This window comes from Mesorhizobium sp. GW821-FHT07A06 (genome assembly GCF_059419085.1).
In genome coordinates, this window is sequence record NZ_JBWKRC010000017.1 from 21750 (window position 1) to 45346 (window position 23597).

Consider the following 23597-nt stretch of genomic DNA (forward strand, 5'->3'; position numbering starts at 1 on the left):
TTTTGTGACTTTTTGAGTTGATATTTGACTTTCCTGTGCTAATGTGCCGGCCATCCCTCACATGGCGGAACGCTCATGGCACATGAATTTCCAACCCAGGCACGTGTCGTCATTGTCGGCGGCGGCATCATCGGCTGTTCGGTCGCCTATCATCTGACCAAGCTTGGTTGGACCGATGTCGTCCTGCTCGAGCAGGGCCAACTCAGCGGCGGCACCACCTGGCATGCCGCCGGCCTGGTCGGGCAGTTGCGCAGCCACTCCAACATGACCAGCCTGATCCGCTATTCCACGCTGCTCTACAGCGAACTGGAGGCCGAGACCGGTCTTGCCACAGGCTGGAAGAATTGTGGCTCGCTGTCGGTTGCGCGTACCGCCGACCGGATGACAGTGCTGAAGCGCACGGCCGCTTCGGCCCGTGCTCAAGGGGTGGAGATCGATGTCATCTCGCCCAGGGAAGCCGGAGATCTATGGCCGGTGATGGCGACGGACGATCTGGTCGGCGCCGTCTGGTTGCCGGGCGACGGCAAGGCCAATCCAACGGATCTGACGCAATCGCTGGCCAAGGGCGCGCGCAACCGCGGCGCCAGAATATTCGAGCGGGTCAAGGTCACCGGCATCAGCGTGAAGAACGGCGTTGCCTGCGGCGTCGAAACGGATCGCGGCGACATCGCCGCCGAGATCGTCGTCAACTGCGCCGGCCAATGGGCCCGCAAGGTCGGGTTGATGTGCGGTGTCTCGGTGCCGCTGCACTCGGCCGAGCACATGTACATCGTCACCGGCAGGATCGAGGGTGTGCATCCGGACCTGCCAGTCATGCGCGATCCCGACGGCTTCATCTACTTCAAGGAGGAGGTCGGTGGCCTTGTCATGGGCGGCTTTGAGCCGCATGCCAAGCCGTGGGGCATGAACGGCATTCCCGAAAACTTCGAGTTCGCGCTGCTGCCCGACGATTGGGACCAGTTCGAGATCCTGATGGAAAATGCGCTCGTCCGCGTACCGCAACTGGCTGAGGCCGAGGTCAAGAAATTCTACAACGGCCCCGAGAGCTTCACGCCGGACAACAATTTCATCCTGGGCGAGGCGCCGGAACTGAAGAATTTCTATGTCGGCGCCGGCTTCAATTCGATGGGCATCGCCAGCGCTGGCGGCGCGGGCAGGGCGCTGGCCGAATGGATCGTCAACAGCGCGCCGACCATGGATTTGTGGCCGGTCGATATCAGGCGCTTCGCCTCCTTCAACAACAATCCGCGTTGGCTGCATGACCGGGTCAAGGAGACGCTCGGCCTGCACTACGCCATGCCGTGGCCGAACCGCGAACTGGATACCGCACGGCCGTTCCGCCGCTCACCACTCTACGACCGGCTCGCCGTCAAGGGTGCCTGCTTCGGCTCCAAGATGGGATGGGAGCGTGCCAACTGGTTCGCCGCCCCGGGAGAGAAGGCCGAGAACGACTACGCCTTTGGCCGCCAGAACTGGCACGAGGCAGTCAAGCGCGAGATGAAGGCGACGCGTGAAGCGGTCGCCATCTTCGACCAGACCTCCTTTGCCAAGCTGCTCGTCCAGGGCCGCGATGCCTGTGCGGTGTTGAACCGGATCTGCGCCGCAGATGTCGATGTGCCGGTGGGAACCTCCGTCTACACGGCCGTGCTCAACGCGCGCGGCGGCTATGAAAGCGATCTTACCGTGATGCGGCTTGCCACGGAGAAATTCCTCATCGTCACCGGCTCGGCGCAGGCGGTCCACGACGCCGACTGGATCGTCAAGAATATCCCATCCGATGCCCATGCGATCCTGACCGACGTCACCTCGTCCTATGCGGTGCTGGCTGTGATGGGGCCGCGTTCACGCAATCTGCTTGGCAAATTGTCGTCAGCGGACTTTTCCAACGCCGGCTTCCCCTTCGCAACCATCCGCGAGATCGATATCGGCTACGCCACCGCCTATGCCAATCGCATGACCTATGTCGGAGAACTCGGCTGGGAACTGATCGTGCCGACCGAATTCGCCGTCGGCGTCTACGAGGCGCTGCATGAAGCGGGGCGTGAATTCGGCCTCCTGGATGCCGGCTACTACGCGCTCGACGCCTTGCGCATCGAAAAGGGGTTTCGCGCCTGGGGCAGGGAATTGACCCCTGATATCAATCCCTGGCAGGCCGGGCTTGGCTTCGCTGTCGCCATGAACAAGCCGGGCGGCTTCATAGGCCACGAGGCGTTGGTCAAGGCAAAGCCGTCGGCGGCACCGGCCAGGCGCATCGTGCTGTTCACGCTCGACGATGCCGAGCCGATGTTGTGGGGCGGCGAACTGATCCTGCGCGACGGCAAGCCGGTCGGCGAGGTTCGCTCAGCCGCCTACGGCCACACGCTCGGCCGCTCGGTGGCGCTCGGGCTGATCGAGAATGAAGCCGGCGTCGATGCCGCGTTCCTCACCGACGGCCGTTTCGAAATCGACCTTGCCGGTGTGCGCCATGCCGCCATGGCTCATCTGCGCAGCCCCTACGATCCGAAGTCGGAGCGGGTGAAGGCGGATGCGCTGGAGATCAGGGCCGCCGCTTAGTCCGCCGACATCGAGCGCGCCATGTCGAGAAAGGCACGCACGAGCTTGCCGCCGCTACGCTCGCGCAGGCAGATCAGCGCTTCGTCCATCAGGGTTTCGGGCGCGTCGATGGCGATCGCCACCAGACGCGAATCCTGGCCGAACTCGGCCGCCGAGACAAAGCCGATGCCGGCACCCGAGGCGACGATCTCGCGGACGGCTTCGCGGCCCTCCGCCTCGATCACAGGCCTGAGTTCGACCTTCGACGCCGCGGCCAGGTCCTCGAGCTTCTGGCGCGTCTTCGAACCGCGCTCGCGCATGACAAGTGGTTCCTGCGCGAGTTGTTTCAGCGTCAGCGACTTCTTGTCCGACAGCGGATGGTCGATGGAGGTGAAGGCGATGATCGGTGTCGAATTCAGTTTCAGCACCTCGAAATCGCGCCCGGTCGGCACCTCGCCCAGGACACCAATATCGGCATCGTAGCTGTAGAGGCTGCTGATCACCGTTTCGGTGTTGCCGGCGCGCACCGAAACCTGGACGCCGGGATAGCGAGCCCGGAAGCTGCCGAGGATGTGCAGCAAATGGTGTGCTGCATCGGCGACGATGCGCAGCGTGCCGGAACGCAGCGCGCGCGACTCCGTCAGCAATTCGAGCGCCTGCTGCTCGGTATCGAACATGCGGTGGGTTATCTCGAGCAACTTCTGGCCCGAATGGGTCAGCGTGACCTGCTTCTTGTTTCGGTTGAAGAGCAGAACGTCATACTCTTCCTCCAGTTTGCGCACCTGATCCGATATGGCGGGCTGGGTCAGGAACAGCGCTTCGGCGGCGCGCGAAAAACCACCTGAGATGGCCACCTGGTGAAAGGCCCGCAGCTGAACGTAGCGCATCTTCTGTGCCTCCGAGACCCTGGGATCGCTGACAGCTTAGCATAAGGCACACTAACTGAAAGATAGAAACGAACGATTTGACTTATGTTCAGCCCGCCATCAGCCTGAGTGTGGGTCGACGTCCTGCCGGCCGTTGGCATCGGAGGCACGGCCATGCAATTCTCCATCATCCTGCTGCATCTGGCGGGTGCCGTCATGCTGCTGCTCTGGGCGGTGCGCATGGTGCGTACCGGAGTGGAGCGAGCCTGCGGCCCCGTACTGCGCGATGCGTTGAGACAAACCCGGGGCGCCCGGATCAGGTCGGCGGGTGTCGGCACGCTGCTTGCGGTACTGCTGCAAAGCTCCACCGCCGTCGCCATCTTGACGACCGGCTTTGCCGCCAGCGGCATGGTGTCGGTGTCATCAGGGCTGCCCATCCTGCTTGGCGCCGACCTCGGTTCGGCGCTGGTCGTACAGGTGCTGTCGTTCGACCTTAGCTGGCTGGTGCCGGCGTTGATCCTGGTCGGCGGAGCGATGTTCCTGAAGTTCGAGGCGCGCGGCATCAGGCAAGGCGGGCGCATCCTGATGGGGGTGGCCTTCGTTCTGCTGTCGCTGCATATGATCGGCGAGGCGACCGCGCCAATGCGGCAGAGCACATTGCTGCCGCTGGTGATTTCCTATTTGCGCGCCGACTACTTCACCGCCTTTGCCGCGGCGACCCTGTTCACATGGCTGATCCATTCCAGTGTGGCGGCGGTCCTGCTGTTCGTCACACTCGCCGCGCAAGGCGTTTTGCCCGTCGAGATCGGTCTGTTCTTCATCCTCGGCGCCAATTGCGGCGGTGCGCTCATCGCGGTGTGGCTGACGCGCGGCGAGGCCGTCGCGGCGCGTCGTGTCCCGCTCGGCAATCTGATCTTTCGTGGCACGGCGGCGCTCGCCGCCTTGTTTGCGCTTCAGGCCGTAGCGTTTCCGACGGATATGTTCGGCGCAACCGAAGGCCGGCAACTGGTCAATCTGCATCTCGCTTTCAATCTCGCACTGGTCGTCTGCTGCCTGCCCTTCACCGGCATGATGGAGCGGCTGGTCACCTTGCTGATCGCCGACAAGCCGCCGGCAAAGGCAGGCGAGGACACGGACCTCATGTCGCGTCGTGCCAGCGCGCTCGACCGCAGCGTCATGCGCACACCGGGCCTTGCTTTGGCCAGTGCGACGCGCGAGTTGCTGCGCATGGGCGAGGTCGTGGAGGTGATGCTGCGTCCGGTGATGGATTTCTTCGATGCCGGCGCTGCCGAGCAGATCCGACAGGTGCAGAAGCTCGATGACGAGGTCAACCGCGCCCACACCGAGATCAAGCTCTACATTGCCGAGGTCAATCGCGGCAGCATGACCGCGGCCGAGGCCCAGCGCGGCATCGAACTCACCGACTTCGCTATCAATCTCGAACGCGCCGGCGACATCGTCGCCAAGAACCTGCTCGTGCTCACCCAGGAATTGCGTGACAAGAACCTGCGCTTTTCGCGCGATGGCTGGAGCGAACTGGCCGGGCTTCATAACCGTGTCATGGCCAACATGCAGCTTGCGCTCAACGTGCTGGTATCGAGCGATCTCGATTCGGCGCGGCAACTCGTCGTCGAGAAGGAGAGGATGCGCAAGCTGGAACGCATGAGCCATGACCGTCATCTCAAGCGCCTGCAGTCGGGAATGCCGCAAAGCATCGACACCAGCGACATCCATCTGGAGGCGGTCAGGGCACTGAAGGAAATCAACTCGCTGATGGCTTCGGTCGCCTACCCCCTGTTGACGCAGAGCGGCGATCTGCTCGAGAGCCGGCTGGCAAGGGGCAGTGAGGCGACAGGCGAGATGGCGTCCGCCGTGGCGTGGCAAGGCTGAATTGCTCCATGAAATCGGCAAAGAAGCTCATCGCCTAAATCGATACTTCGATACAAAATAACGATTTTACAAATATGTCGTTCGGGCCAAGAATGAGGCCACATCAAAAAGCAGCGATCTGTCGGAGGACACCATGCTCGCCGAGACGAAATTTGCCGCGGAGCCGCTGGCCAGGCCGGCGCTGGGCGAGCCGTATCTGTTGACCCCGGGGCCGCTCACCACGGCCTATTCGGTCAAGCAGGCCATGCTGCGCGACTGGGGATCCTGGGACGGCGACTTCCGTGCCATGACATCAGACTTGCGCCGCCGCCTGCTGGCACTGACCGGTGACGCGAACGACGAGTTCGATTGCGTGCCGATGCAGGGCAGCGGCTCCTTCTGCGTGGAGGCGATGCTCGGCTCGTTCGTGCCCAGGGACGGCAAGGTTCTGGTCCTGGCCAATGGTGCCTACGGCCTACGCGCCGCGCAGACCATGCAATATCTCGGCCGCGCCTATACGCTGATCGACAAGGGCGACTACCTGCCGCCACGCGGCGACGAGGTGGCGGCCGCTCTCGATGCGGACCCCGCCATCACCCATGTCATTGCCATCCATTGCGAGACCAGCTCGGGCATCCTCAACCCGGTCGCCGAGATTGCCGAGGCGGTCCATGCAAAGGGCCGCAAGTTGCTGGTCGATTCCATGAGCGCCTTCGGCGCCGTTGCGCTCGACGTCAACGAGATCCGCTACGAGGCGATGGTTTCCTCCGCCAACAAGTGCATCGAAGGTGTGCCGGGCTTCGGCTTCATCATCGCCCGCAAGAGCGAACTTGAAGCAGCCAAGGGCCGCAGCCATTCGCTGTCGCTCGATGTCCATGCGCAGTGGGCGCATATGAACAAGACAGGCCAATGGCGCTACACCCCGCCGACCCATGTCGTGGCCGCTTTCCTCGAAGCGCTGCGCCAGCACGAGGCCGAAGGCGGCGTCGCCGGCCGTGGCGCCCGCTACACCAGGAACCGTGATGTCATGGTCGCCGGCATGCGCGAACTTGGCTTCGAGACTCTGCTGAAAGACCGTTGGCTGTCGCCGATCATCGTCACCTTCTTCAATCCGGCCCACGCCAACTTCGCCTTCGATCGTTTCTACGAACTGATGAAGGACAAGGGCTTCATCATCTATCCGGGCAAGCTGACGGTCGTGGATTCCTTCCGCGTCGGCTGCATCGGCCAGATGGACGAACATGTGATGCGCCGCGTCGTCGAGGCGGCGGCACAGTCTCTGAAGGAAATGGGCGTCGACACCGCCGCCCCACCCGCCGCGGCAATCGCCGAGCGCGCCAAACTCGCCGCCTGACGCGGCCGATTTCGAGGATTTTCGATGAACCAGATGTCTCCCATCAACGTCGCCGTCAACGGTCGCACCTACGCCTGGCCACGTGTGCCGGCGATCGCCATCTGTCTTGACGGCTGCGAGCCGGCCTATCTCGACGAGGCGATCAAGGCCGGGCTGATGCCGGCTTTGGTCAGGATCAAGCAGAAGGGCACGGTGCGCTTCGCGCACTCGGTCATTCCAAGCTTCACCAACCCCAACAATCTGTCGATCGCCACAGGTCGCCCGCCGTCGGTGCATGGCATTTGCGGCAACTATCTCTACGAGCGCGAGACCGGCAAGGAAGTGATGATGAACGACCCGCGCTTCCTGCGCGCGCCGACCATTTTCCAGGCTTTCTACGATGCCGGGGCCAGGGTTGCCGTGGTCACCGCCAAGGACAAGCTGCGCGCGTTGCTGGGCAAGGGACTGGCTTTCGATGAGGGCCGCGCACTGTGCTTCTCGGCGGAAAAGTCCGACACCACCACCAAGGCCGAGCACGGCATCGACAATGCCTCCAAGCACTTCGGACTGCCGGTGCCTGAAGTCTATTCGGCTGAACTGTCGGAATTCGTCTTTGCCGCCGGCGTCCAGCTGCTCAGGGAATTCCGTCCTGATATCATGTACCTGACCACCACCGACTATGTGCAGCACAAATATGCGCCCGGCGTGCCCCAGGCCAACGCCTTCTACGAGATGTTCGACAAGTACCTGGCCGAGCTCGATACGCTGGGCGCGGCGATCGTCGTCACCGCCGACCATGGCATGAAGCCCAAGCACAAGGCGGACGGTTCGCCCGATGTGGTCTATGTCCAGGACCTGCTCGACGAGTGGCTTGGCAAGGACGCTGCCCGTGTCATCCTGCCGATCACCGACCCCTATGTCGTCCACCACGGCGCGCTCGGTTCCTTCGCCACCGCCTATCTGCCCGATGGCGCCGACCAGGCCGGCATCATGGCGCGGCTCGCCAAGACAGACGGCATCATGCTGGTCGTCGACAGCCCGACCGCCTGCGAGCGCTTCGAGCTTCCTGCCGATAGGATCGGCGACATCGTGCTGATCTCGACCGAGAACAAGACGATTGGCACGTCGGAGCATCGCCACGATCTGGCGGCCCTCAACGAGCCGCTTCGCTCGCATGGCGGGCTGACCGAGCAGGAGGTGCCGTTCATCGTCAACCGCGTACTGCCCGACCTGCCGAACGAGCCGACGCTGCGCAATTTCGACGCTTTCTACTACGCGACGATGGCGGCGGCGCTGGCGTGAGGGTTGAGTTGGGTGGCCAGTAGGTGATTGCGCTAGTCGACCCCCACTCCGACCCTTCGGGCCACCTCTCCCCCGATCGACGGGGAGAGGAAAGGCGCTGAGCTTGCCAGCCTTGGCTCCCTTCCTCTCCTCCGGAGGGTGGTGGCGCCGCGAAGCGGCGACGGAGTGGGGGAAGCTATTGATGAGACGCGATGGCCTAGCCGACAAAAATCAATGTTGCTCACTGAGCACCGGGAAGACTCACATGACCAAGCTTGACCCTGCCATCAAAGTTCGCCACGAGCCGATGCGTATCGCCGGCAAGAAGGTCGATGCCGATGATATCGTCGAGGTGCGTTACCCCTGGAATGACACCGTCATTGGCACCGTGCCGGCCGGCCGCGCCGAGCATGCGCGACGGGCATTCGAAATCGCCGCCGGCTACAAGTCGAAACTGACACGCTACGAGCGCCAGCAGATCCTGTTTCGCACCGCTGAAGCGCTGGCGTCGCGCCGCGAAGAGATCTCCGATCTCATCACGCTCGAACTCGGCATCTCCAAGTCCGACTCGCTCTATGAGGTTGGCCGCGCCTATGACGTGTTCACGCTGTCGGCGCAGATGTGCATCCAGGATGACGGCCAGATCTTTTCCTGCGATCTCACCCCGCATGGCAAGGCGCGCAAGATCTTCACCACCCGCGAGCCGCTGAAGGCGATCTCGGCGATTACGCCGTTCAACCATCCGCTCAACATGGTCTCGCACAAGGTGGCGCCGGCGATCGCCACCAACAATTGCGTGGTGGTGAAGCCGACCGAACTGACGCCGATGACGGCGCTGCTTCTGGCCGACATTCTCTATGAGGCCGGCTTGCCGCCGGAAATGCTGTCGGTGGTGACCGGCTGGCCGGCCGATATCGGCAGCGAGATGATCACCAACGAGAACATCGACCTGATCACCTTCACCGGCGGCGTGCCGGTCGGCAAGATGATCGCCCGCACCGCCGGCTACAAGCGCCAGGTGCTGGAACTCGGCGGCAACGATCCGCTGATCATCCTCAACGATTTGTCGGACGATGATCTGGCGAAGGCGGCGGACCTGGCGGTGGCCGGAGCGACGAAAAACTCCGGCCAGCGCTGCACTGCGGTCAAGCGCATCCTTGTCCAGGAAAGCGTCGCCGACCGTTTCGCCCCGCTGGTGCTGGAGCGGGCGAAAAAAATCCGCTTCGGCGACCCGATGGATCGCTCGACCGATCTCGGCACCGTCGTGCACGAGAAGGCCGCGGCACTGTTCGAAACCCGCGTCCACATGGCCGCGGAGCAAGGCGCCGAAATACTCTACAATCCCGGCCGGCAGGGTGCGCTGCTGCCGCCGATCGTCGTCGATCGCGTGCCGCACACATCAGAACTGGTGATGGAAGAGACATTCGGGCCGATCATCCCGATCGTGCGCGCGCCGGACGATGACGAGGCGCTGATCGCACTCTCCAATTCGACCGCCTTCGGCCTGTCGTCGGGTGTCTGCACCAACTCCTTTCCGCGCATGCAGAAATACATTGCGGGCCTGCAGGTCGGCACGGTCAACATCTGGGAAGTGCCAGGCTATCGCATCGAGATGTCGCCCTTCGGCGGCATCAAGGATTCGGGCAATGGCTATAAGGAAGGCGTCATCGAAGCGATGAAGAGCTACACCAATGTGAAGACATTCTCGCTGCCTTGGTCGTGACCGGACAGCGTCGACTGGCAGATTAGTCGAGGGGGCGTTCCACGCTCCCTCATTCGCGTTTCGGAGACGATGATGGCCGCAATATCAGAGCTTGTGCATACCGAGGGCGATTCCAACACGACGGCGGCACGCGGCCGCTGGGACGCCGGCCAGGATGATCCCCGCATCCGCGGTCTGCTCGATCGCGACGCGGCCGCCTTCATGCATCAGAGCCTCTCCAGCCCCTGTCTGTCGACGATCGCCAAGGCGGAAGGCATCTGGATCGAGGACACCGCCGGCCGTCGTTTCATGGATTTCCACGGCAACAGCGTGCATCACCTCGGTTACGCCCATCCCAGGCTGGTGGCAGCGATCAAGAAGCAGCTCGATGAACTCTGTTTCGCGCCGCGCCGCTTCACCTGCGAGCCCGCTGTCGAACTTGCCGAGAAACTGGCGGCGCTGGCGCCCGGCGATCTCGGCAAGGTGCTGTTCACGACAGGCGGCTCGGATGCCATCGAAGTGGCGCTGAAGATCGCACGCGCCGCGACCGGCCGCTTCAAGACCGTGTCGTTCTGGGATGCGTTCCACGGCGCCGGTTTTGGTGCGGCGAGCGTCGGCGGTGAAGCGACCTTCCGCTCCCACATTTCAGGCCCGATGATGACCGGCACCGAGCATGTCGCGCCCTGGGACGGCTATCGCTGCCCCTATGGCCACGATTCCCTTGAAGCGTCCGGGCTCGCCTGCGCCAACATGATCGCCTATGTGCTTGGCCGCGAGCAGGATGTGGCCGCGGTCGTCGCCGAACCGATGCGCGCGACACCCAACCCGCCGCCGCCGGGCTTCTGGAAGCGCGTGCGCGAGGCCTGCGACCGGCACGGAACGCTGCTGATCTTCGACGAGATCCCGACTGGTCTCGGCAAGACAGGTAGGTTTTTCGCCCACGAGCATGACGGCGTGACACCCGACATCGTCGTTCTCGGCAAGTCGCTGGGCGGCGGTATCCTGCCGATTGCCGCCGTCATCGCGCGCCGCGACCTCGACGTCACCGGCGGCTTCGCCATCGGTCACTACACCCACGAAAAGAACCCGGTGACGGCGCGCGCCGCGCTGACCACCATCGACATCATCCTCGAAGAGGGGCTGGTCGAACGCGCGGCCGAGCTCGGCCGGCATATGCTTGGACGCATGCAGGACTTGATGGCGCGTTCGCCTGAAGTCGGCGATGTCAGGGGCAGGGGGTTGATGGTCGGCGTTGAACTGGTCGAGGATCGCGCCACGCGCCAGCCGGCGCGTGATCTCGCCGAACGCGTCTTCTACGCCTGCCTCGAGCAGGGCCTGAGCTTCAAGATCAGCCATGGCAATGTGCTGACGCTGTCGCCGCCGCTGGTCATCTCGAAAGCCGATCTCGACCGCGGGCTCGACATCGTCGAGCGCGCCGTGCTCGCGGCCTGATCATGAAGGCCGTGCGCACCGACCGGGAACTCGAATGCCCAGGCATCGATGCCGGCTTGCGGGCAAGCGGCGTCGACCTGATGACGCTGCCGGACGGCATTGCCGAGGCGGACTTGATGCACGCCGTTGCCGACGCCGATCTCCTTCTCATGTGCTACACGCCCATCACCGCGCCGGTGATCCACGCAGCGCCGAAATTGAAGGGCATCGTCAAATACGGCGTCGGCATCGATGCGATCGACATCCCTGCCGCGATGCGGCGCGGCATTCCCGTCGTCAACGTGCCGGAGTATGCCGAGGAGACCGTCGCCGAGGGTGCGTTCGCCCTGATGATCGCGCTGGCCAAGCGATTGCCGGCGATCACAGCGGCGGTATCGCGTGACGGCTGGATCTGGCCCGAGCAGCGCTGGCTCGGCCGAGACATGTCCGGCGCCACGCTGGGGCTCGTCGGCTGCGGCAAGATCGGCCGCAGCATGGCGCGCATGGCAGGCCAAGGGTTTCGTGCTCGCGTGCTTGGCTTCGATCCTGGTGTCGATGCCGCAACCCTGCAGGCCGCCGGCATCGAAAAGGTCGATGATCTCCATGCCATGCTGCGCGCCTGCGACTTCGTTTCCCTTCATTGCGTGCTCAACGACAAGACGCGCGGCCTGATCGGCAAGGCGGAACTCGCTTGCCTGAAGGCCTCCGCAATCATCATCAACGTCTCGCGCGGCGCACTGATCGACGAGGCGGCGCTTGTCGATGCGATCGTTGCCGGCAGTATCGGTGGCGCCGCGCTTGACGTCTATTCGGTCGAGCCATTGGCGAGGTCAGGCCATCCGATGAGCGCCCTGTTCGATCGCGACAATGTGATCCTGTTTCCGCATCTTACCTTCTTCACGCATGAGGCGATGCGGCGGCTTGAAGACGACACGCTCGCGCGCTGCTTCGAGATCCTCGAAGGTCGACCGGTGACCATCCGCTCGCATGATCCGCGTTTGCGGGTGCAGGTCTCGGGCGTCTCGTTCGCCTGATAGACTATATTTTTCAAATAGATAGAAACTTCCCGCGCAGCCAGGATCGTGCCTGAGACAGGGATGCGACAGTTCCATGACAAATATCAGTAGAAGCTTGCCTGTCATAAAATAAATAGATTTTACTTATCGATCCCCAATCCTCAAAGTTGTCACAACGACGACATCCAGCCGGCTCAACGTCCGCCAGAGATCCGAAGCCGATTGGTCCTAGTGCATCGAAGAATGTGCCAACAATCACAGGGGAACTGATCCATGAAATCGCGCAATGCAACCATAGCCATGGCTTTCGCCGCGTCGCTCCTGGCGTCGTCGGCTCTCGTCGGACCGGCATTCGCCGACGGCGTCGTCACCATCTATTCCGCCGACGGCCTGCATGACGGCAATGGCAGCTGGTACGAGACCGAATTCGCTGCCTTCACCAAGGCGACCGGCATCACCGTGCAGTATATCGAGGCCGGCTCCGGCGGTGTCGTCGAGCGCGTCGCCAAGGAAAAGTCGAATCCGCAGGCCGACGTGCTGGTGACCTTGCCGCCCTTCGTCCAGCGCGCCGCCGCCGACGGTCTGCTGCAGGATTACAAGCCGGCAGGCGCCGACCAGATCGACGGCGGCGCCGACAAGTACCGGCCGCTGGTCAACAACTACATGAACTTCATCTACAACAGCGCCGTGCTGTCGGAAGCGCCCAAGAGCTACAACGATCTGCTCGACCCTAAATTCAAGGGCAAGATCCAGTATTCGACCCCCGGCCAGGCCGGTGACGGCACAGCCGTCATGCTGCAGATCATCCACGCCTTCGGCGGCGAGGACGCCGGCTTCGAGTTCATGAAGAAGCTGCAGGACAACAATGTCGGTCCGTCCGCCTCCACCGGCAAGCTGACCGCACTGGTCAACAAGGGCGAACTGCATGTCGCCAATGGCGATCTGCAGATGAACATGTCGCAGATGGCCGACAATCCCAACATCAGGGTTTTCTGGCCCGCCGGGCCGGATGGCACCCGCTCCACCTTTGCGCTGCCCTATGAAATCGGTCTGGTCACCGGCGCACCCAATGCCGACAACGGCAAGAAGCTGATCGACTTCCTGCTTTCCAAGGAGGCCCAGTCGACGGTGAGCTCGGTTGCGCTCGGCCTGCCGGCCCGCAAGGACGTGAAGCCTGATGACGCCAACTTCGCAAAGGCGCAGGAGGCGATGAAGGGCGTCACCATCTGGTCGCCGAATTGGGACGAGGCACTGAGCAAGCTTCCAGACTACGTCAAGAAGTGGAACGAGGCGACCGGAAGCTGACACCCGAGGGCAAAGATCCGGAGGACCAAGCCATGTCGGCCGCCGCCTTTACTGGTACCAATGTCATGGACATCGACGCCGCGAAAATTCGCGGCGCCGGCTCCAATGTCCACTTCGACAAGGTCAGCGTCGCCTATGGCGCGCATGTCGTCCTGCATCCGCTGACCCTGGACATCGCGCCGGGTGAAATCCTGGCGATGATCGGCCCGTCCGGTTCTGGCAAGACCACCGCCTTGCGGGCCGTCGCTGGTTTCGTGCGGCCGGCAAGTGGCCGCATCCGCATCGGCGCCACCGATGTGACAGACCTGCCGCCCTACGAGCGAGGGCTCGGCATGGTGGTGCAGAACTATGCGCTGTTTCCGCATATGCGGGTGGAAGACAACGTTGCTTTTGGCCTGCGGGCGCAAGGCGCCGACAAGGCGCTGATCGCCGAGCGGGTCAGGGATGCGCTCGGCACCGTCGGCATGGCGACCTTTGCCCGGCGTTATCCGCGCGAGCTTTCGGGCGGCCAACAGCAGCGCGTCGCGATTGCCCGCGCTTTGGCTGTTCGGCCGCGTGTGCTGCTCCTCGACGAGCCTCTGTCGGCGCTCGACGCGCAGATCCGCCGCAACATGGTCGAGGAGATTGCTCGCCTGCACCGTAGCCTGCCGGGCCTGACCATCCTCTACGTCACTCACGACCAGACCGAGGCGCTGACGCTCGCCGACAAGATCGCCATCATGCGTGACGGCAGGGTCTGTTCGCACGGACCGACAACCGAACTCTACCGCCGCCCGCCGAACCGGTTCACCGCCGAGTTCCTCGGCCGCGCCAACCTCCTGCCGGTGACGGTCGCCGAGGGCGTCGGGTCGAAGGGCTTTGCCACGGCAAGGCATGGCGATGCGGTGCTCGCTGGTGCCGGTCGTGACGAGAAGGCCGGCGACAAGAGCTTGCTCTGCATCAGGCCGCAGCATCTCAGCCTGACGGCCGACAGCGAGCACACCAACCGCATCGTCGGCACGTTGAGGGAGGTGCACTGGCAGGGCGAGCTCACCCATCTCGTGCTCGATGTCGAGGGCACGCCGGTTCGCGTCTCGGCGACGAAGCTGCCGATCGCCTTGCCCGAACCCGGCGCCCGGGTGCCGCTGTTCTTCGCCCCTGCCGACACTTCGCTCCTGCCGGAAGACGCCGGTGTCTGAGGCGGTCGCCCTTGACGTGCCGGCGATCAGGCGGGAACCCGGCAAATTCTGGATCGTGCCACCGGCTGCTCTGCTGGCGCTGCTGTTCTTCTATCCACTGGCGCTCATTGCCCGGCAGGCTTTCCTTGACGACAGCGGCGTCGCCAATGCCGCCGAGATTTTCCGCGTGCTGCATTCGCGCTTCTTTCTCAACGCGCTGATCAACACAGTGACGATCTCGGTCACGGCGACGGCCGGATGCTTGATCGTCGGCCTCGTGCTGGCGCTGATCCTGGCCTTCGTGCCGTTCGCTGGCAGTGGTTTCATCGCCCGGCTGATCGACACCTTCATCGCGCTGCCGACCTTCCTGGTGACACTTGCCTTCACCTTCCTCTACGGCTCCGCCGGCATGCTCAACACCGGGCTGATGGAGGCCTTCTCACTGCCGCTGCCACCCGTCGATTTCCTCTATTCGACATGGGGCGTGGTGCTGGCCGAAGTCACGGTCTACACGCCCTTTATCCTGCGGCCGCTGCTCGCTGCATTTTCGCTCGTCGACCGGGGCCAGATCGAAGCGGCAAGCGTGCTCGGCGCCAGGCCGTTCCGCATCGTGCGCCAGGTGATCCTGCCGGCGGCGGTGCCCGCGCTCATAGCCGGTGGGAGTCTCTGCCTGCTGTTGACCGTCAACGAGTTCGGCATCGTGCTGTTCATCGGCGCCAAGGGCGTCATCACGCTGCCGCTGCTGATTTACGGCAAGGCAATCCAGGAATCGGCCTATCAGGTGGCCTGCATCATCGCAGTGGTCAACATCGCGTTGTCGCTCGGCCTGTTCGGCCTCTACCGTTTCGCCGCCGGCCGGTTGGGGGTCTAGCCATGCTGGTCTGGTCACGTCCTGGTCGCATCGTGCTGTGGTTGCTTTTCGCGCTGATCTTCGGTGTGCTGTTCCTGGCGCCGCTGGCTGTCATCCTTCTGTCCAGCCTTGCCGACCAGTGGAACGGCGTGCTGCCCAATGGCCTGACGACGGAACATTACACCGATGTGGTCAGGGGGTCGGCCTGGAACTCGGTCAAGGCCAGCCTGATTACCGGCTTCCTGGCCAGTGCGCTTGCATTGGTCAGCGGCACCTGGGCGGCCCTTTCGCTTCGCCTTCAAGGGCACGCCTTGAAGCGCCTGCTGGGCCTGCTGTTCTTCATCCCCAGTGCGGTGCCTTCTGTGTCGGTCGGCCTTGGCCTGCTGGTCGCCTTCAGCCATCCGCCGCTGCTGCTCAACGGCACGGTGGCGATCGTCATGATCGCGCATTTCGTGCTGATCTCGGCCTTCACCTTCGGCAATGTCTCGGCCGGCCTGGCACGGCTTTCGCCCGACTTCGAACAGGTGGCATCAAGCCTCGGCGCGCGTCCGGCCTACCGGCTCTGGCACGTCACGCTGCCACTGCTCGCCCCCTATCTCGTCGCCGCCTTCGGCTTGAGCTTCGCGCTGTCCATGGGCGAACTCGGCGCCACCGTCATGGTCTATCCGCCGGGCTGGGTGACGCTGCCGGTATCGATCTTCAGCCTTACCGATCGCGGCGACATCTTTGCCGGCGCGGCCCTGACCATGATCCTGGTAGCGGCCACGCTGGTCCTGCTGCTTGGGCTCGAGCGTATCACCGCACGCGCCACCGGTTCTTGAGATTGAGTGAGCTTCAGCCCTGCGCCGGCTTGCGTTCGACGATGTAGATGTGGTCGGCCGCCAGCACCACTTCGCCACGCTGGTTGACCACCTCGCAGCGTTCGATCACGCGTCCGGAACCCGGTCGCTTGGGATCGTCTTCCCTGGACGTGATGGTGGTGCGCGTGCGGATCGTGTCGCCGATGAACACCGGCTTGATGAAGCGCAGCCGGTCATAGCCATAGGAGAAGGCGACCGGGTTGACGATGCTTGCCGTCAAGCCGATGCCGACCGAGAACACCAGCGTGCCATGCGCGATGCGCTGGCCGAACGGCGTCGTCTTCATATATTCGGCGTCCATGTGGTGGGGGAAGAAATCGCCGGTGTGGCCGGCATGGACGATGAAATCCGTTTCGGTGATGGTGCGGCCGCTGGTCAGGCGCGACGAGCCGATCTCGTAATCCTCGAAATACTGGATCTGTTCCATCAAGGTCTTTCCGCGATCGGCGTCGCCGGCGCCGCGCTCGATTTATAGGCGGCTTCCACCAGTGCCATGGTATTCCAGGCGTCCTCGACCGAGCTGACCAGTTCGTGGTCTTCTCCGGCCGCAAAGCGCTGCACATTGGCCATGCGTCCAACGAAGGCGTCGGGGAACCATTCACCGGCAAGCGGCACGGTGACCCAGTCCGTTCCACCCTTTGGATGGATTTCCAGGATATCCGGCTCGCCAGTGGGATAATCGAGATTGAGGCCAAGCTTGAGGTAGGCCGCCCCTTCGGTGCCGCAAATGCGGAATTCGCAGGCCTGGTGACGGCGACCGAACTTATGGTCGTGATTGATCGACAGCGCGCAGCGCACCGTGTCGCCATAGTCGAGAATGGCGCTGGTGCGCGTCTGCGCCACCTTGTGGTTGGGATGGCCGAGTGTCTTGGCGTGCACGCCCTTGGGGTCGCCAAGCAATTGCCTGACGAGATCGAGATAATGGATCGAGTGCATGGCGATCTCGACGCGGGGCGCCTTAAGCAGGAACTCCCACAATTGCCACGGCGTCGCCAGCGCCAGCCATGCGTCGAAATCGACGACCTCGCCGAGCCAGCCCTTGGCGATGGCATCCTTGAGCGCCAGCATCATCGGCGCGAAGCGCAGCTGGAAGTTCACGGCCGCCTTGAGGTTCTTGGCGCGGCAGATTTCGAGGATTTCGGTAGCCTCGCCGAGATAATTGCCCATCGGCTTCTGGATCAACGCGACCGCGCCGTCCGGGAGAGCTTTCAGGATCTCGGCGTGCCGTCCCGGCGGCGTTGCCAGATCGAAGATCGCATCCTTGACGGTGGCCGCTTCTTCCACCGAGCGGAATGCGGTGACGCCCCATTTCTCGGCCAGGGTCCGCGCCTTTGTCTGGTCCGGATCATAAAGTCCGGCAACCGGAAAACCTGCTTTTCTGTAGGCCGGGAAATGCGCATCTCCGACGATCGAACCTGCGCCGAAAGTGACGATCGGCCGGGGCTTCGAGGGTTTGGGCCAGGACTGGATGAGCGAGGCAGGGTCGAAACCGCCCTCAGTCATGATGGAAGACCTCGTCCATCGAAGCCCACCATTCGCCCTCCTTGCGGGTCGCCAGCGGCTCCTGGCACGGCATGCAGACCGCCCACCATTCCTGCGTCTTCGGGTCGGCTGCCATCTTGGCCATGTCGGCCGCGTAGTCGGTGCCGTGATATTCGAAATAGGAAAACAGGAGGTTCTCGGGCCGCTTCAGGTAGATCGAGTAATTCTTGATGTTGCAGGCCGAGATCATGGTCAGCACGTCGGGCCAGACGGCGGCGTGGAGGCGGACATACTCCTCCACCTTTTCCGGTTTCAACCCCAGCACCATCCCCATCCGCTGCATATCCGTCTCCTATTTGGTGATCGCCGTGGTGAATTCGGCGATGCTCATGGCCTTGACCGCGTCCCAGTCCCAATCGATGCCGATGCCGGGCTCGTCGGGCGCCAGTGCGTGCCCATCCTCGATGCGCATATGCTTGCCGGTCAACTGGTCGAGCTGCGGAATGTACTCGACATACCGGCCGTTCTGAACAGCGCAGGTCAGGCTGACATGCAATTCCATCAGGAAATGCGGGCAGACCGGAATGTCGAAGGCCTCCGCCGTGTGGGCGATCTTGAGCCAGGGCGTGATGCCGCCGATGCGGCCGACATCGACCTGGACGATCGAGCAGGCGCCTTTCTGCATGTATTCGCGGAAATGGCGCATCGAATAGAGCGACTCGCCGATCGCAATCGGCGTCGGCGTCGAGTTTGACAAACGCAGGTGCCCGTCGATGTCGTCGGCCGGCAGCGGCTCCTCGATCCAGGCAAGGTCGAGTTCGCGCAGCCTCGCCGCACGCCGGATCGCCTCGTCGACGGAAAAACCCTGGTTGGCATCGGTCATGATCTCGTAGCCGTCGCCGACAGCCTTGCGCACGGCCGACAGGCGCGCGAGGTCCTCCGAACCGTGCGGCTTGCCGATCTTCACCTTCGAGCCGCGAAAGCCCTTGGCCTTGGCGGCCAGCGCGTCATCGACAAGGGCGGCCGTCTCGATGTGCAGCCAGCCGCCCTCGGTGGTGTAGAGCGGGCAGCGGTCCTTGGCGCCGCCGGCGAGTTTCCACAGCGGCAGGTTCTGTTTCTTCGCCCTGAGATCCCAAAGCGCCGTATCGATCGCCGCGATGGCGATCGCCGTGATCGCGCCGATGGTGGTGGCGTGCGTGGCGAATTCGAGATCGTGCCAGATCGCCTCGATCATGTCGGGATCACGGCCGATCAGGCGCGGCGCCAGGTGATCGGACAAGAGCCGCATTACCGATGAACCGCCAGTGCCGATCGTGTAGCTGTAGCCCGTACCGACCGCGCCGTCGGAATCGGTGATCGTGATGATCGGCGTTTCCTGGCTGACGAAGCTCTGGATCGCGTCGGTGCGCTTGACCTTGGGCACAAGGTCCACCATCCGCAGTTCGATTTTCTCGATTCTAGCCATCGATCAGCTCCGCAATGTCTTTCCGGTCTGAGTGGCAAACAGATGCGCCTGCGACAGGTCGAGGCTCATCGCCACCCGCTCACCCGACCGGAGCGGCCTCGGATTCAGCATGCGCGACACCCAGTCCGTGCCGTTGAATTCGACGAACACCAGCGTCTCGTTGCCGAGCGGTTCGGTGACGGTAACCGGCAGCTCGATCTCATGGACGTCAGCCGCTCCGCCGGAACTGATGCCGTGGCCAGCCGGATAGATATCGTCCGGCCGCAGCCCGAACACGACCTTGTCGCCGATGGCGACATTGGCCTTGAACTGGCCGGGCAAAGGCAGTCTCTCGCCGCTGGCGAACACCATCTGGCCGTCATCGATCGTCGCCTCGTGCAAATTCATCGGCGGCGAGCCGATGAAGCCGGCGACGAAGCGTGTCGCCGGTCGCCGGAACACCTCGTCGGGCGTGCCGACTTGCTCGATATGGCCGTCGCGCATAATGACGATGCGGTCGGCCAGCGTCATCGCCTCGACCTGATCGTGGGTGACGTAGATCACCGTCGACTGTACCTTGGCGTGCAGCTTCTTGATCTCGGTGCGCATCTGCGTCCTGAGCTTGGCGTCGAGATTGGACAGTGGCTCATCGAACAGGAAGACGTCGGGGTCGCGCACGATGGCGCGGCCCATGGCGACACGCTGGCGCTGGCCGCCGGACAGTTGCGACGGTCGGCGGTCGAGCAGCGTGTCGAGGCCGAGAATGGCCGAGGCCTCGGCGACGCGGCGGTCCATCTCTTCCTTGGCAGCACCGGCGATCTTCAGGGAGAAGCCGAGATTCTCGCGCACCGTCATGTGCGGATAGAGCGCGTAGGACTGGAATACCATCGAGATGTTACGCGAGCGCGGCGGCAGGTCGTTGACGACGCGCCCGCCGATCTCGATCGAGCCGCCGCTGATCTCCTCCAGCCCGGCGATCATGCGCAGCGTCGTCGACTTGCCGCAGCCGGACGGACCGACCAGCGCGATGAATTCGCGGTCGGTGATATCGAGATCGATGCCGTGCACGATCCCGGTATTGCCGTAGCGCTTGGTCAGCTTTTTGAGAGAAACCGTTGCCATGGGATCAGCCTTTCACCGCGCCGGAGGTCAGGCCGCCGACAAGGTGTTTCTGGACGATGTAGGTGAGGGTGAGCGCCGGGATGATCATCACCACCGCGAGCGCGCACATGCCGCGCCAGTCGATGGTGAACTCGGCCGTGTAGTCGAGCAGGCCGACCGGCAGCGTCTTGGCGCTGACCGAGCGGGTCAGCTGCGAAGCCAGCGCGAATTCGTTCCAGCAGGTCAGGAACGCAAAGATGGCGGCCGACGCGATGCCAGGACCGGCGAGTGGAAACTCGACCTGCCAGAAGGCCTGCCAGCGCGTGCAGCCGTCGATCTGCGCCGCCTCCGCCAAATCCTTGGGCACTTGGCGGAAAAAGCCGTCGATCAGCCAGATCGTGAACGGCACATTGAGCGCGACATAGGCAAGGATCAGCCCGAAATGCGTGTCGATGATGCCGAGCCGCACATAGAGGAAGAACAGCGGCAGCGACAGCGCGATGCCGGGCACCGTGCGCGTCAGCATCAGGCCGAGGAAGACGCTGGACTTTCCGCGAAAACGATAGCGCGCGAAGGCATAGCCGCCGGCCATGCCGATGGCGACCGCGATCACCGTCGAGGTCACCGAGATGATCAGCGAGTTGCGGAAATATTCGATGACTGGGATGCCGCCCTTGCCGATGCCTGAGAACATGGAGACATAGGCATCGAACGAGACCTCTTGCGGGATCCACACCGGCGGCTTGGCCATGATCTCGACGGTCGGCCGCAGCGACGAGATGACGATCCACAGGCCCGGCAGGCAGATGATCAGCATCGCCAGGAACAGGCCGATGCGATAGACGATGCCGAGCAGCCGGCGCTTCAGGCGGGCGGAAGAATTCTCGTCCATCACCACTCCGCACCGATCTGCGTGCGCGCCGCGGCGAGCTTGTTGAAGAAATAGACGGTGAAGGCGATGGACAGCAGGATCGAGAAATAGGCCATGGCGTTGGCCATGCCCATGCGTCCATCGCTGTAGGCGGTGCGCGCAACCAGCGTCCACAGCAGCTCGGTGCGGCCCGCCGGTCCGCCATCCGTCATGATCTTGACGATGTCATAGGCGCGCGCAACGTCGAGCGAGCGGATGGTCATGGCGATATAGGCAAAGGGCATGACGAACGGCCAGGTCACATAACGGAATGTCTGCCATGGCGTGCAGCCGTCGACGCGCGCCGCCTCGATCGGCTCCTTGGGCATGGCGAGCAGGCCGGCCAGGATCAGGATTGCGAAGATGGCGGTCGACGACCAGATCTCGGCGATCGAGATGGCGATGAAAGCGAGATGGCCCTCGATCAGCCATGGTATGGCGTCCTGTGTGATGCCAAGCGACTGCAGGGCGTTGTTCACCAGGCCGATATTGTCGTTGAACATGAACTTGAACTGGAAGCCGACGAGGATCGGCGAGAACATCATCGGAAACATCATCAGCGTGCGCAGGATGCGCTGGCCGCGTGTCGCCTTCTCGACCAGCATGGCAAGGCCGAGGCCAAGCAGCATTTCGAGATTGAGCGCGATGGTCAGCAGCAGCACCGTACGGCCGAAGGCCCACCAGAACTCGGTATTGGCCAGGATCGAGAGATAATTCCGGACGCCGATGAAGACATAGAATGTCTCGGGCTTGGTCAGGCGGAAGGGTGTGAAGCTGGAATAGAGCGACAAGAGCAGCGGCACGACGACGACCGCCGCCAGCACGATGAAGGCCGGGAGCAGCAGCAGGAACGGCGCCGATGGCTTGAAGCCCTTCATCAGAATCCTTTGGGGTTTTGCTTTGCGTGGGTGGGGCGCCGAAAGGCGATTTGCACCGCGGAGCCTCCGACAAGATGCGATCGCCTCCCCCATCACCATGGGGGAGGCAGCCTTGGGAGACGGTTCTAGAGCTTGCCGGCGTCCTGCAGGATCTGGGTCGCCTTGGCGGCCGCTTCGTCCAGCGCCTGCTTGGAGGTCTTGTCGCCAAGGATCGCCGCCTGCAACTCGGGATAGACGGCATTCGAGATCTCGATCCATTCAGGTGTCTGCGGCACGGCGAAGGCATGCTTGGCTTCTTCCTGGAAGGCGGAGAGAACCTCCTTCTTGTAGGGATCGTTTTCAGCCTGCTTCAGGTCCCAGTCCCAGACCGCCGTGCGGGTCGGAAGCGGACCAGCGGCGGCCTCGAGCTTCTGGCTGTCCTCATTGGTCAGCCACCAGACCAGGGAAGCCGCGGCTTCCTTGTTCGGGCAGTTTTCGGTCACCGAGAAGCCATGGAAACCCGACCAGCCGGTGCGCTTGCCGGAAGACCCTTTCGGCGCGACCTTCACGCCGACATTGCCGGCGACCTTCGACGACTTCGGATCGTTGAAGAACCCGGCCCAGCCCGGCCAGTCGAGGTTGATGGCGACGGTGCCCGAGGCAAAGCCCTGGCCGAGATCGTCCCAGAGGTAGTTGGTGGTGCCGGCCGGCACGGCCTTGGCCTTGTAGAGGTTGACGAACCAGTCGAGCGCCCGGACACCGGCCTCGGAGTTGAAGACAGGCTTGCCGTCCTTGTCGAGATATTCGCCCCCTTCGGCGACGACCATCTCGTAGAAACGGCCGTTGATCGCCTCTTCCTTGCCGGCGAACTGCGTGCCGTAGAAATTGGGCGGGTTGGCGAAGAACTCAGCCTGGTCGGTGACCTCCTTCCAGGTATCCGGCGGCACCAGGTCGTAGCCGTATTTCGCCTTGAACTTGGTCTTGTTATCGGCGTTTTCGTAGAGGCTCTTCTGGTAGTAGAGCGCCGAGACGTCGAACTGCGCGCGCGGCAGCATTTCCAGCTTGCCGTCGATGGTCGCGGCCTTGATCGTCGACGGCACGAAGGCGTCGATCTCCGCCTTGGGCAGCAATTTGCTGAGGTCGGTGTAGAGGCCGGTGTACTGCGGCGCGAACGACGAGTGGTTCCAGCCGACACACCAGTTGGTGCTGCCCGAGGCGATATCGGACTTGAGCTCCTTGTCGATGTCGAAGCCATTCTTCTTGGTCAGGATGTTGACCTTGGCGCCGGTCGCCTTCTCCCATTCGGGAATGCGCTCATAGAGCTTTTCATATTGCTGGCCGCCGATCAGCTTCACGTCGACGGTCACGCCTTCGAACTTGCCGGGCAGGTCGCCGGCAAGGGCCATGCCTGCACCAAATGCAAGCACCAATGCGCCGGCGGAGACGCCGGAAAGCAGTCTGTTCATTGGTTTCCTCCCTGGGTGCGCCTTGGCGCGACCGCAACTTGTCCGCGTGACAAGAAGTGCTACATTCATATACAAACAAAACATTCATACGCACGTCAAGGCGAAATTTGTTTCCGCCGGTCACGTTCCTGCGTA

At 63.2% G+C, this 23597-nt stretch carries 20 protein-coding genes; 11 read left to right on the forward strand and 9 right to left on the reverse strand.

Annotation, left to right across the window (positions count from 1 at the left end; genetic code table 11):
* The first annotated feature begins 75 nt into the window (after positions 1–75).
* Entirely contained in the window at positions 76–2553 is a 2478-nt protein-coding gene (locus AC07SZ_RS32795) for a GcvT family protein (RefSeq protein WP_172374294.1), read from the forward strand.
* Here the strand turns inward: AC07SZ_RS32795 and AC07SZ_RS32800 are convergent.
* Positions 2550–3419, reverse strand: a complete 870-nt coding sequence (locus AC07SZ_RS32800; protein ID WP_056564771.1) for a LysR substrate-binding domain-containing protein — start codon at positions 3417–3419, stop codon at positions 2550–2552. The genes AC07SZ_RS32795 and AC07SZ_RS32800 overlap by 4 nt on opposite strands.
* Positions 3420–3572: 153 nt before the next feature.
* On the opposite strand from AC07SZ_RS32800, the gene AC07SZ_RS32805 reads away from it, so the two are divergent.
* The 10 genes from AC07SZ_RS32805 to AC07SZ_RS32850 all read left to right on the forward strand — a co-directional run bounded on the left by AC07SZ_RS32805 (position 3573) and on the right by AC07SZ_RS32850 (position 16163).
* On the forward strand, positions 3573–5288 hold the full coding sequence (locus tag AC07SZ_RS32805) for a Na/Pi cotransporter family protein (protein WP_494917564.1): 1716 nt from the start codon (positions 3573–3575) through the stop codon (positions 5286–5288).
* Between the two features lie 133 nt (positions 5289–5421).
* Positions 5422–6621, forward strand: coding sequence for a 2-aminoethylphosphonate--pyruvate transaminase (locus AC07SZ_RS32810; protein WP_056564766.1), 1200 nt, complete (start codon positions 5422–5424; stop codon positions 6619–6621).
* Between the two features lie 24 nt (positions 6622–6645).
* A complete protein-coding gene (phnA, locus tag AC07SZ_RS32815; RefSeq protein WP_494917565.1) occupies positions 6646–7902 on the forward strand; it encodes a phosphonoacetate hydrolase in 1257 nt (418 codons plus the stop codon).
* Positions 7903–8146: 244 nt separating this feature from the next.
* On the forward strand, positions 8147–9604 hold the full coding sequence (gene phnY / locus AC07SZ_RS32820; RefSeq protein ID WP_494917566.1) for a phosphonoacetaldehyde dehydrogenase: 1458 nt from the start codon (positions 8147–8149) through the stop codon (positions 9602–9604).
* Between the two features lie 72 nt (positions 9605–9676).
* Positions 9677–11035, forward strand: a complete 1359-nt coding sequence (pbfA, locus tag AC07SZ_RS32825) for a (R)-1-hydroxy-2-aminoethylphosphonate ammonia-lyase (protein ID WP_494917567.1) — start codon at positions 9677–9679, stop codon at positions 11033–11035.
* 2 nt (positions 11036–11037) lie between these two features.
* Positions 11038–12048 (forward strand): 2-hydroxyacid dehydrogenase, encoded by a 1011-nt coding sequence (locus AC07SZ_RS32830; protein WP_494917568.1) that lies wholly within the window; start codon positions 11038–11040, stop codon positions 12046–12048.
* Positions 12049–12303: 255 nt separating this feature from the next.
* On the forward strand, positions 12304–13335 hold the full coding sequence (locus AC07SZ_RS32835; RefSeq protein WP_065004922.1) for a 2-aminoethylphosphonate ABC transporter substrate-binding protein: 1032 nt from the start codon (positions 12304–12306) through the stop codon (positions 13333–13335).
* A gap of 32 nt (positions 13336–13367) precedes the next feature.
* Positions 13368–14513 carry an ABC transporter ATP-binding protein gene (locus AC07SZ_RS32840; protein WP_494917569.1) on the forward strand — a complete coding sequence of 382 codons (1146 nt, stop codon included), beginning with the start codon at positions 13368–13370 and terminating at the stop codon, positions 14511–14513.
* Positions 14506–15363 carry a 2-aminoethylphosphonate ABC transporter permease subunit gene (locus tag AC07SZ_RS32845; protein ID WP_494917570.1) on the forward strand — a complete coding sequence of 286 codons (858 nt, stop codon included), beginning with the start codon at positions 14506–14508 and terminating at the stop codon, positions 15361–15363. The genes AC07SZ_RS32840 and AC07SZ_RS32845 overlap by 8 nt, the downstream gene beginning before the upstream one ends.
* Before the next feature lie 2 nt (positions 15364–15365).
* Positions 15366–16163 carry an ABC transporter permease subunit gene (locus AC07SZ_RS32850; RefSeq protein WP_056564745.1) on the forward strand — a complete coding sequence of 266 codons (798 nt, stop codon included), beginning with the start codon at positions 15366–15368 and terminating at the stop codon, positions 16161–16163.
* A gap of 13 nt (positions 16164–16176) precedes the next feature.
* Here AC07SZ_RS32850 and AC07SZ_RS32855 read toward each other — a convergent pair whose 3' ends face one another.
* From AC07SZ_RS32855 to AC07SZ_RS32890, 8 genes are all read right to left on the reverse strand, one after another.
* Positions 16177–16632: a MaoC/PaaZ C-terminal domain-containing protein gene (locus AC07SZ_RS32855; protein ID WP_056564742.1), complete on the reverse strand. Its 456-nt coding sequence runs from the start codon at positions 16630–16632 to the stop codon at positions 16177–16179.
* The gene (locus AC07SZ_RS32860; RefSeq protein ID WP_494917571.1) at positions 16629–17705 is read right to left on the reverse strand and encodes a Gfo/Idh/MocA family protein; all 1077 of its coding nucleotides are present in this window, start codon (positions 17703–17705) and stop codon (positions 16629–16631) included. The genes AC07SZ_RS32855 and AC07SZ_RS32860 overlap by 4 nt, the downstream gene beginning before the upstream one ends.
* Positions 17698–18027, reverse strand: a complete 330-nt coding sequence (locus AC07SZ_RS32865; protein WP_056564736.1) for an L-rhamnose mutarotase — start codon at positions 18025–18027, stop codon at positions 17698–17700. Before AC07SZ_RS32865 ends, AC07SZ_RS32860 begins: the two co-directional genes overlap by 8 nt.
* Before the next feature lie 9 nt (positions 18028–18036).
* Positions 18037–19149 (reverse strand): mandelate racemase/muconate lactonizing enzyme family protein, encoded by a 1113-nt coding sequence (locus tag AC07SZ_RS32870; protein WP_494917572.1) that lies wholly within the window; start codon positions 19147–19149, stop codon positions 18037–18039.
* A gap of 3 nt (positions 19150–19152) precedes the next feature.
* Positions 19153–20250, reverse strand: a complete 1098-nt coding sequence (locus AC07SZ_RS32875; protein WP_494917573.1) for an ABC transporter ATP-binding protein — start codon at positions 20248–20250, stop codon at positions 19153–19155.
* A 4-nt stretch (positions 20251–20254) separates the two neighbouring features.
* Positions 20255–21121 carry a carbohydrate ABC transporter permease gene (locus AC07SZ_RS32880; protein WP_494917574.1) on the reverse strand — a complete coding sequence of 289 codons (867 nt, stop codon included), beginning with the start codon at positions 21119–21121 and terminating at the stop codon, positions 20255–20257.
* Positions 21121–22017: a carbohydrate ABC transporter permease gene (locus tag AC07SZ_RS32885; protein WP_056564725.1), complete on the reverse strand. Its 897-nt coding sequence runs from the start codon at positions 22015–22017 to the stop codon at positions 21121–21123. The genes AC07SZ_RS32880 and AC07SZ_RS32885 overlap by 1 nt, the downstream gene beginning before the upstream one ends.
* Before the next feature lie 125 nt (positions 22018–22142).
* Complete coding sequence (locus AC07SZ_RS32890) at positions 22143–23462, reverse strand: ABC transporter substrate-binding protein (protein ID WP_056564722.1); 1320 nt, start codon at positions 23460–23462, stop codon at positions 22143–22145.
* Between the last annotated feature and the right edge of the window lie 135 nt (positions 23463–23597).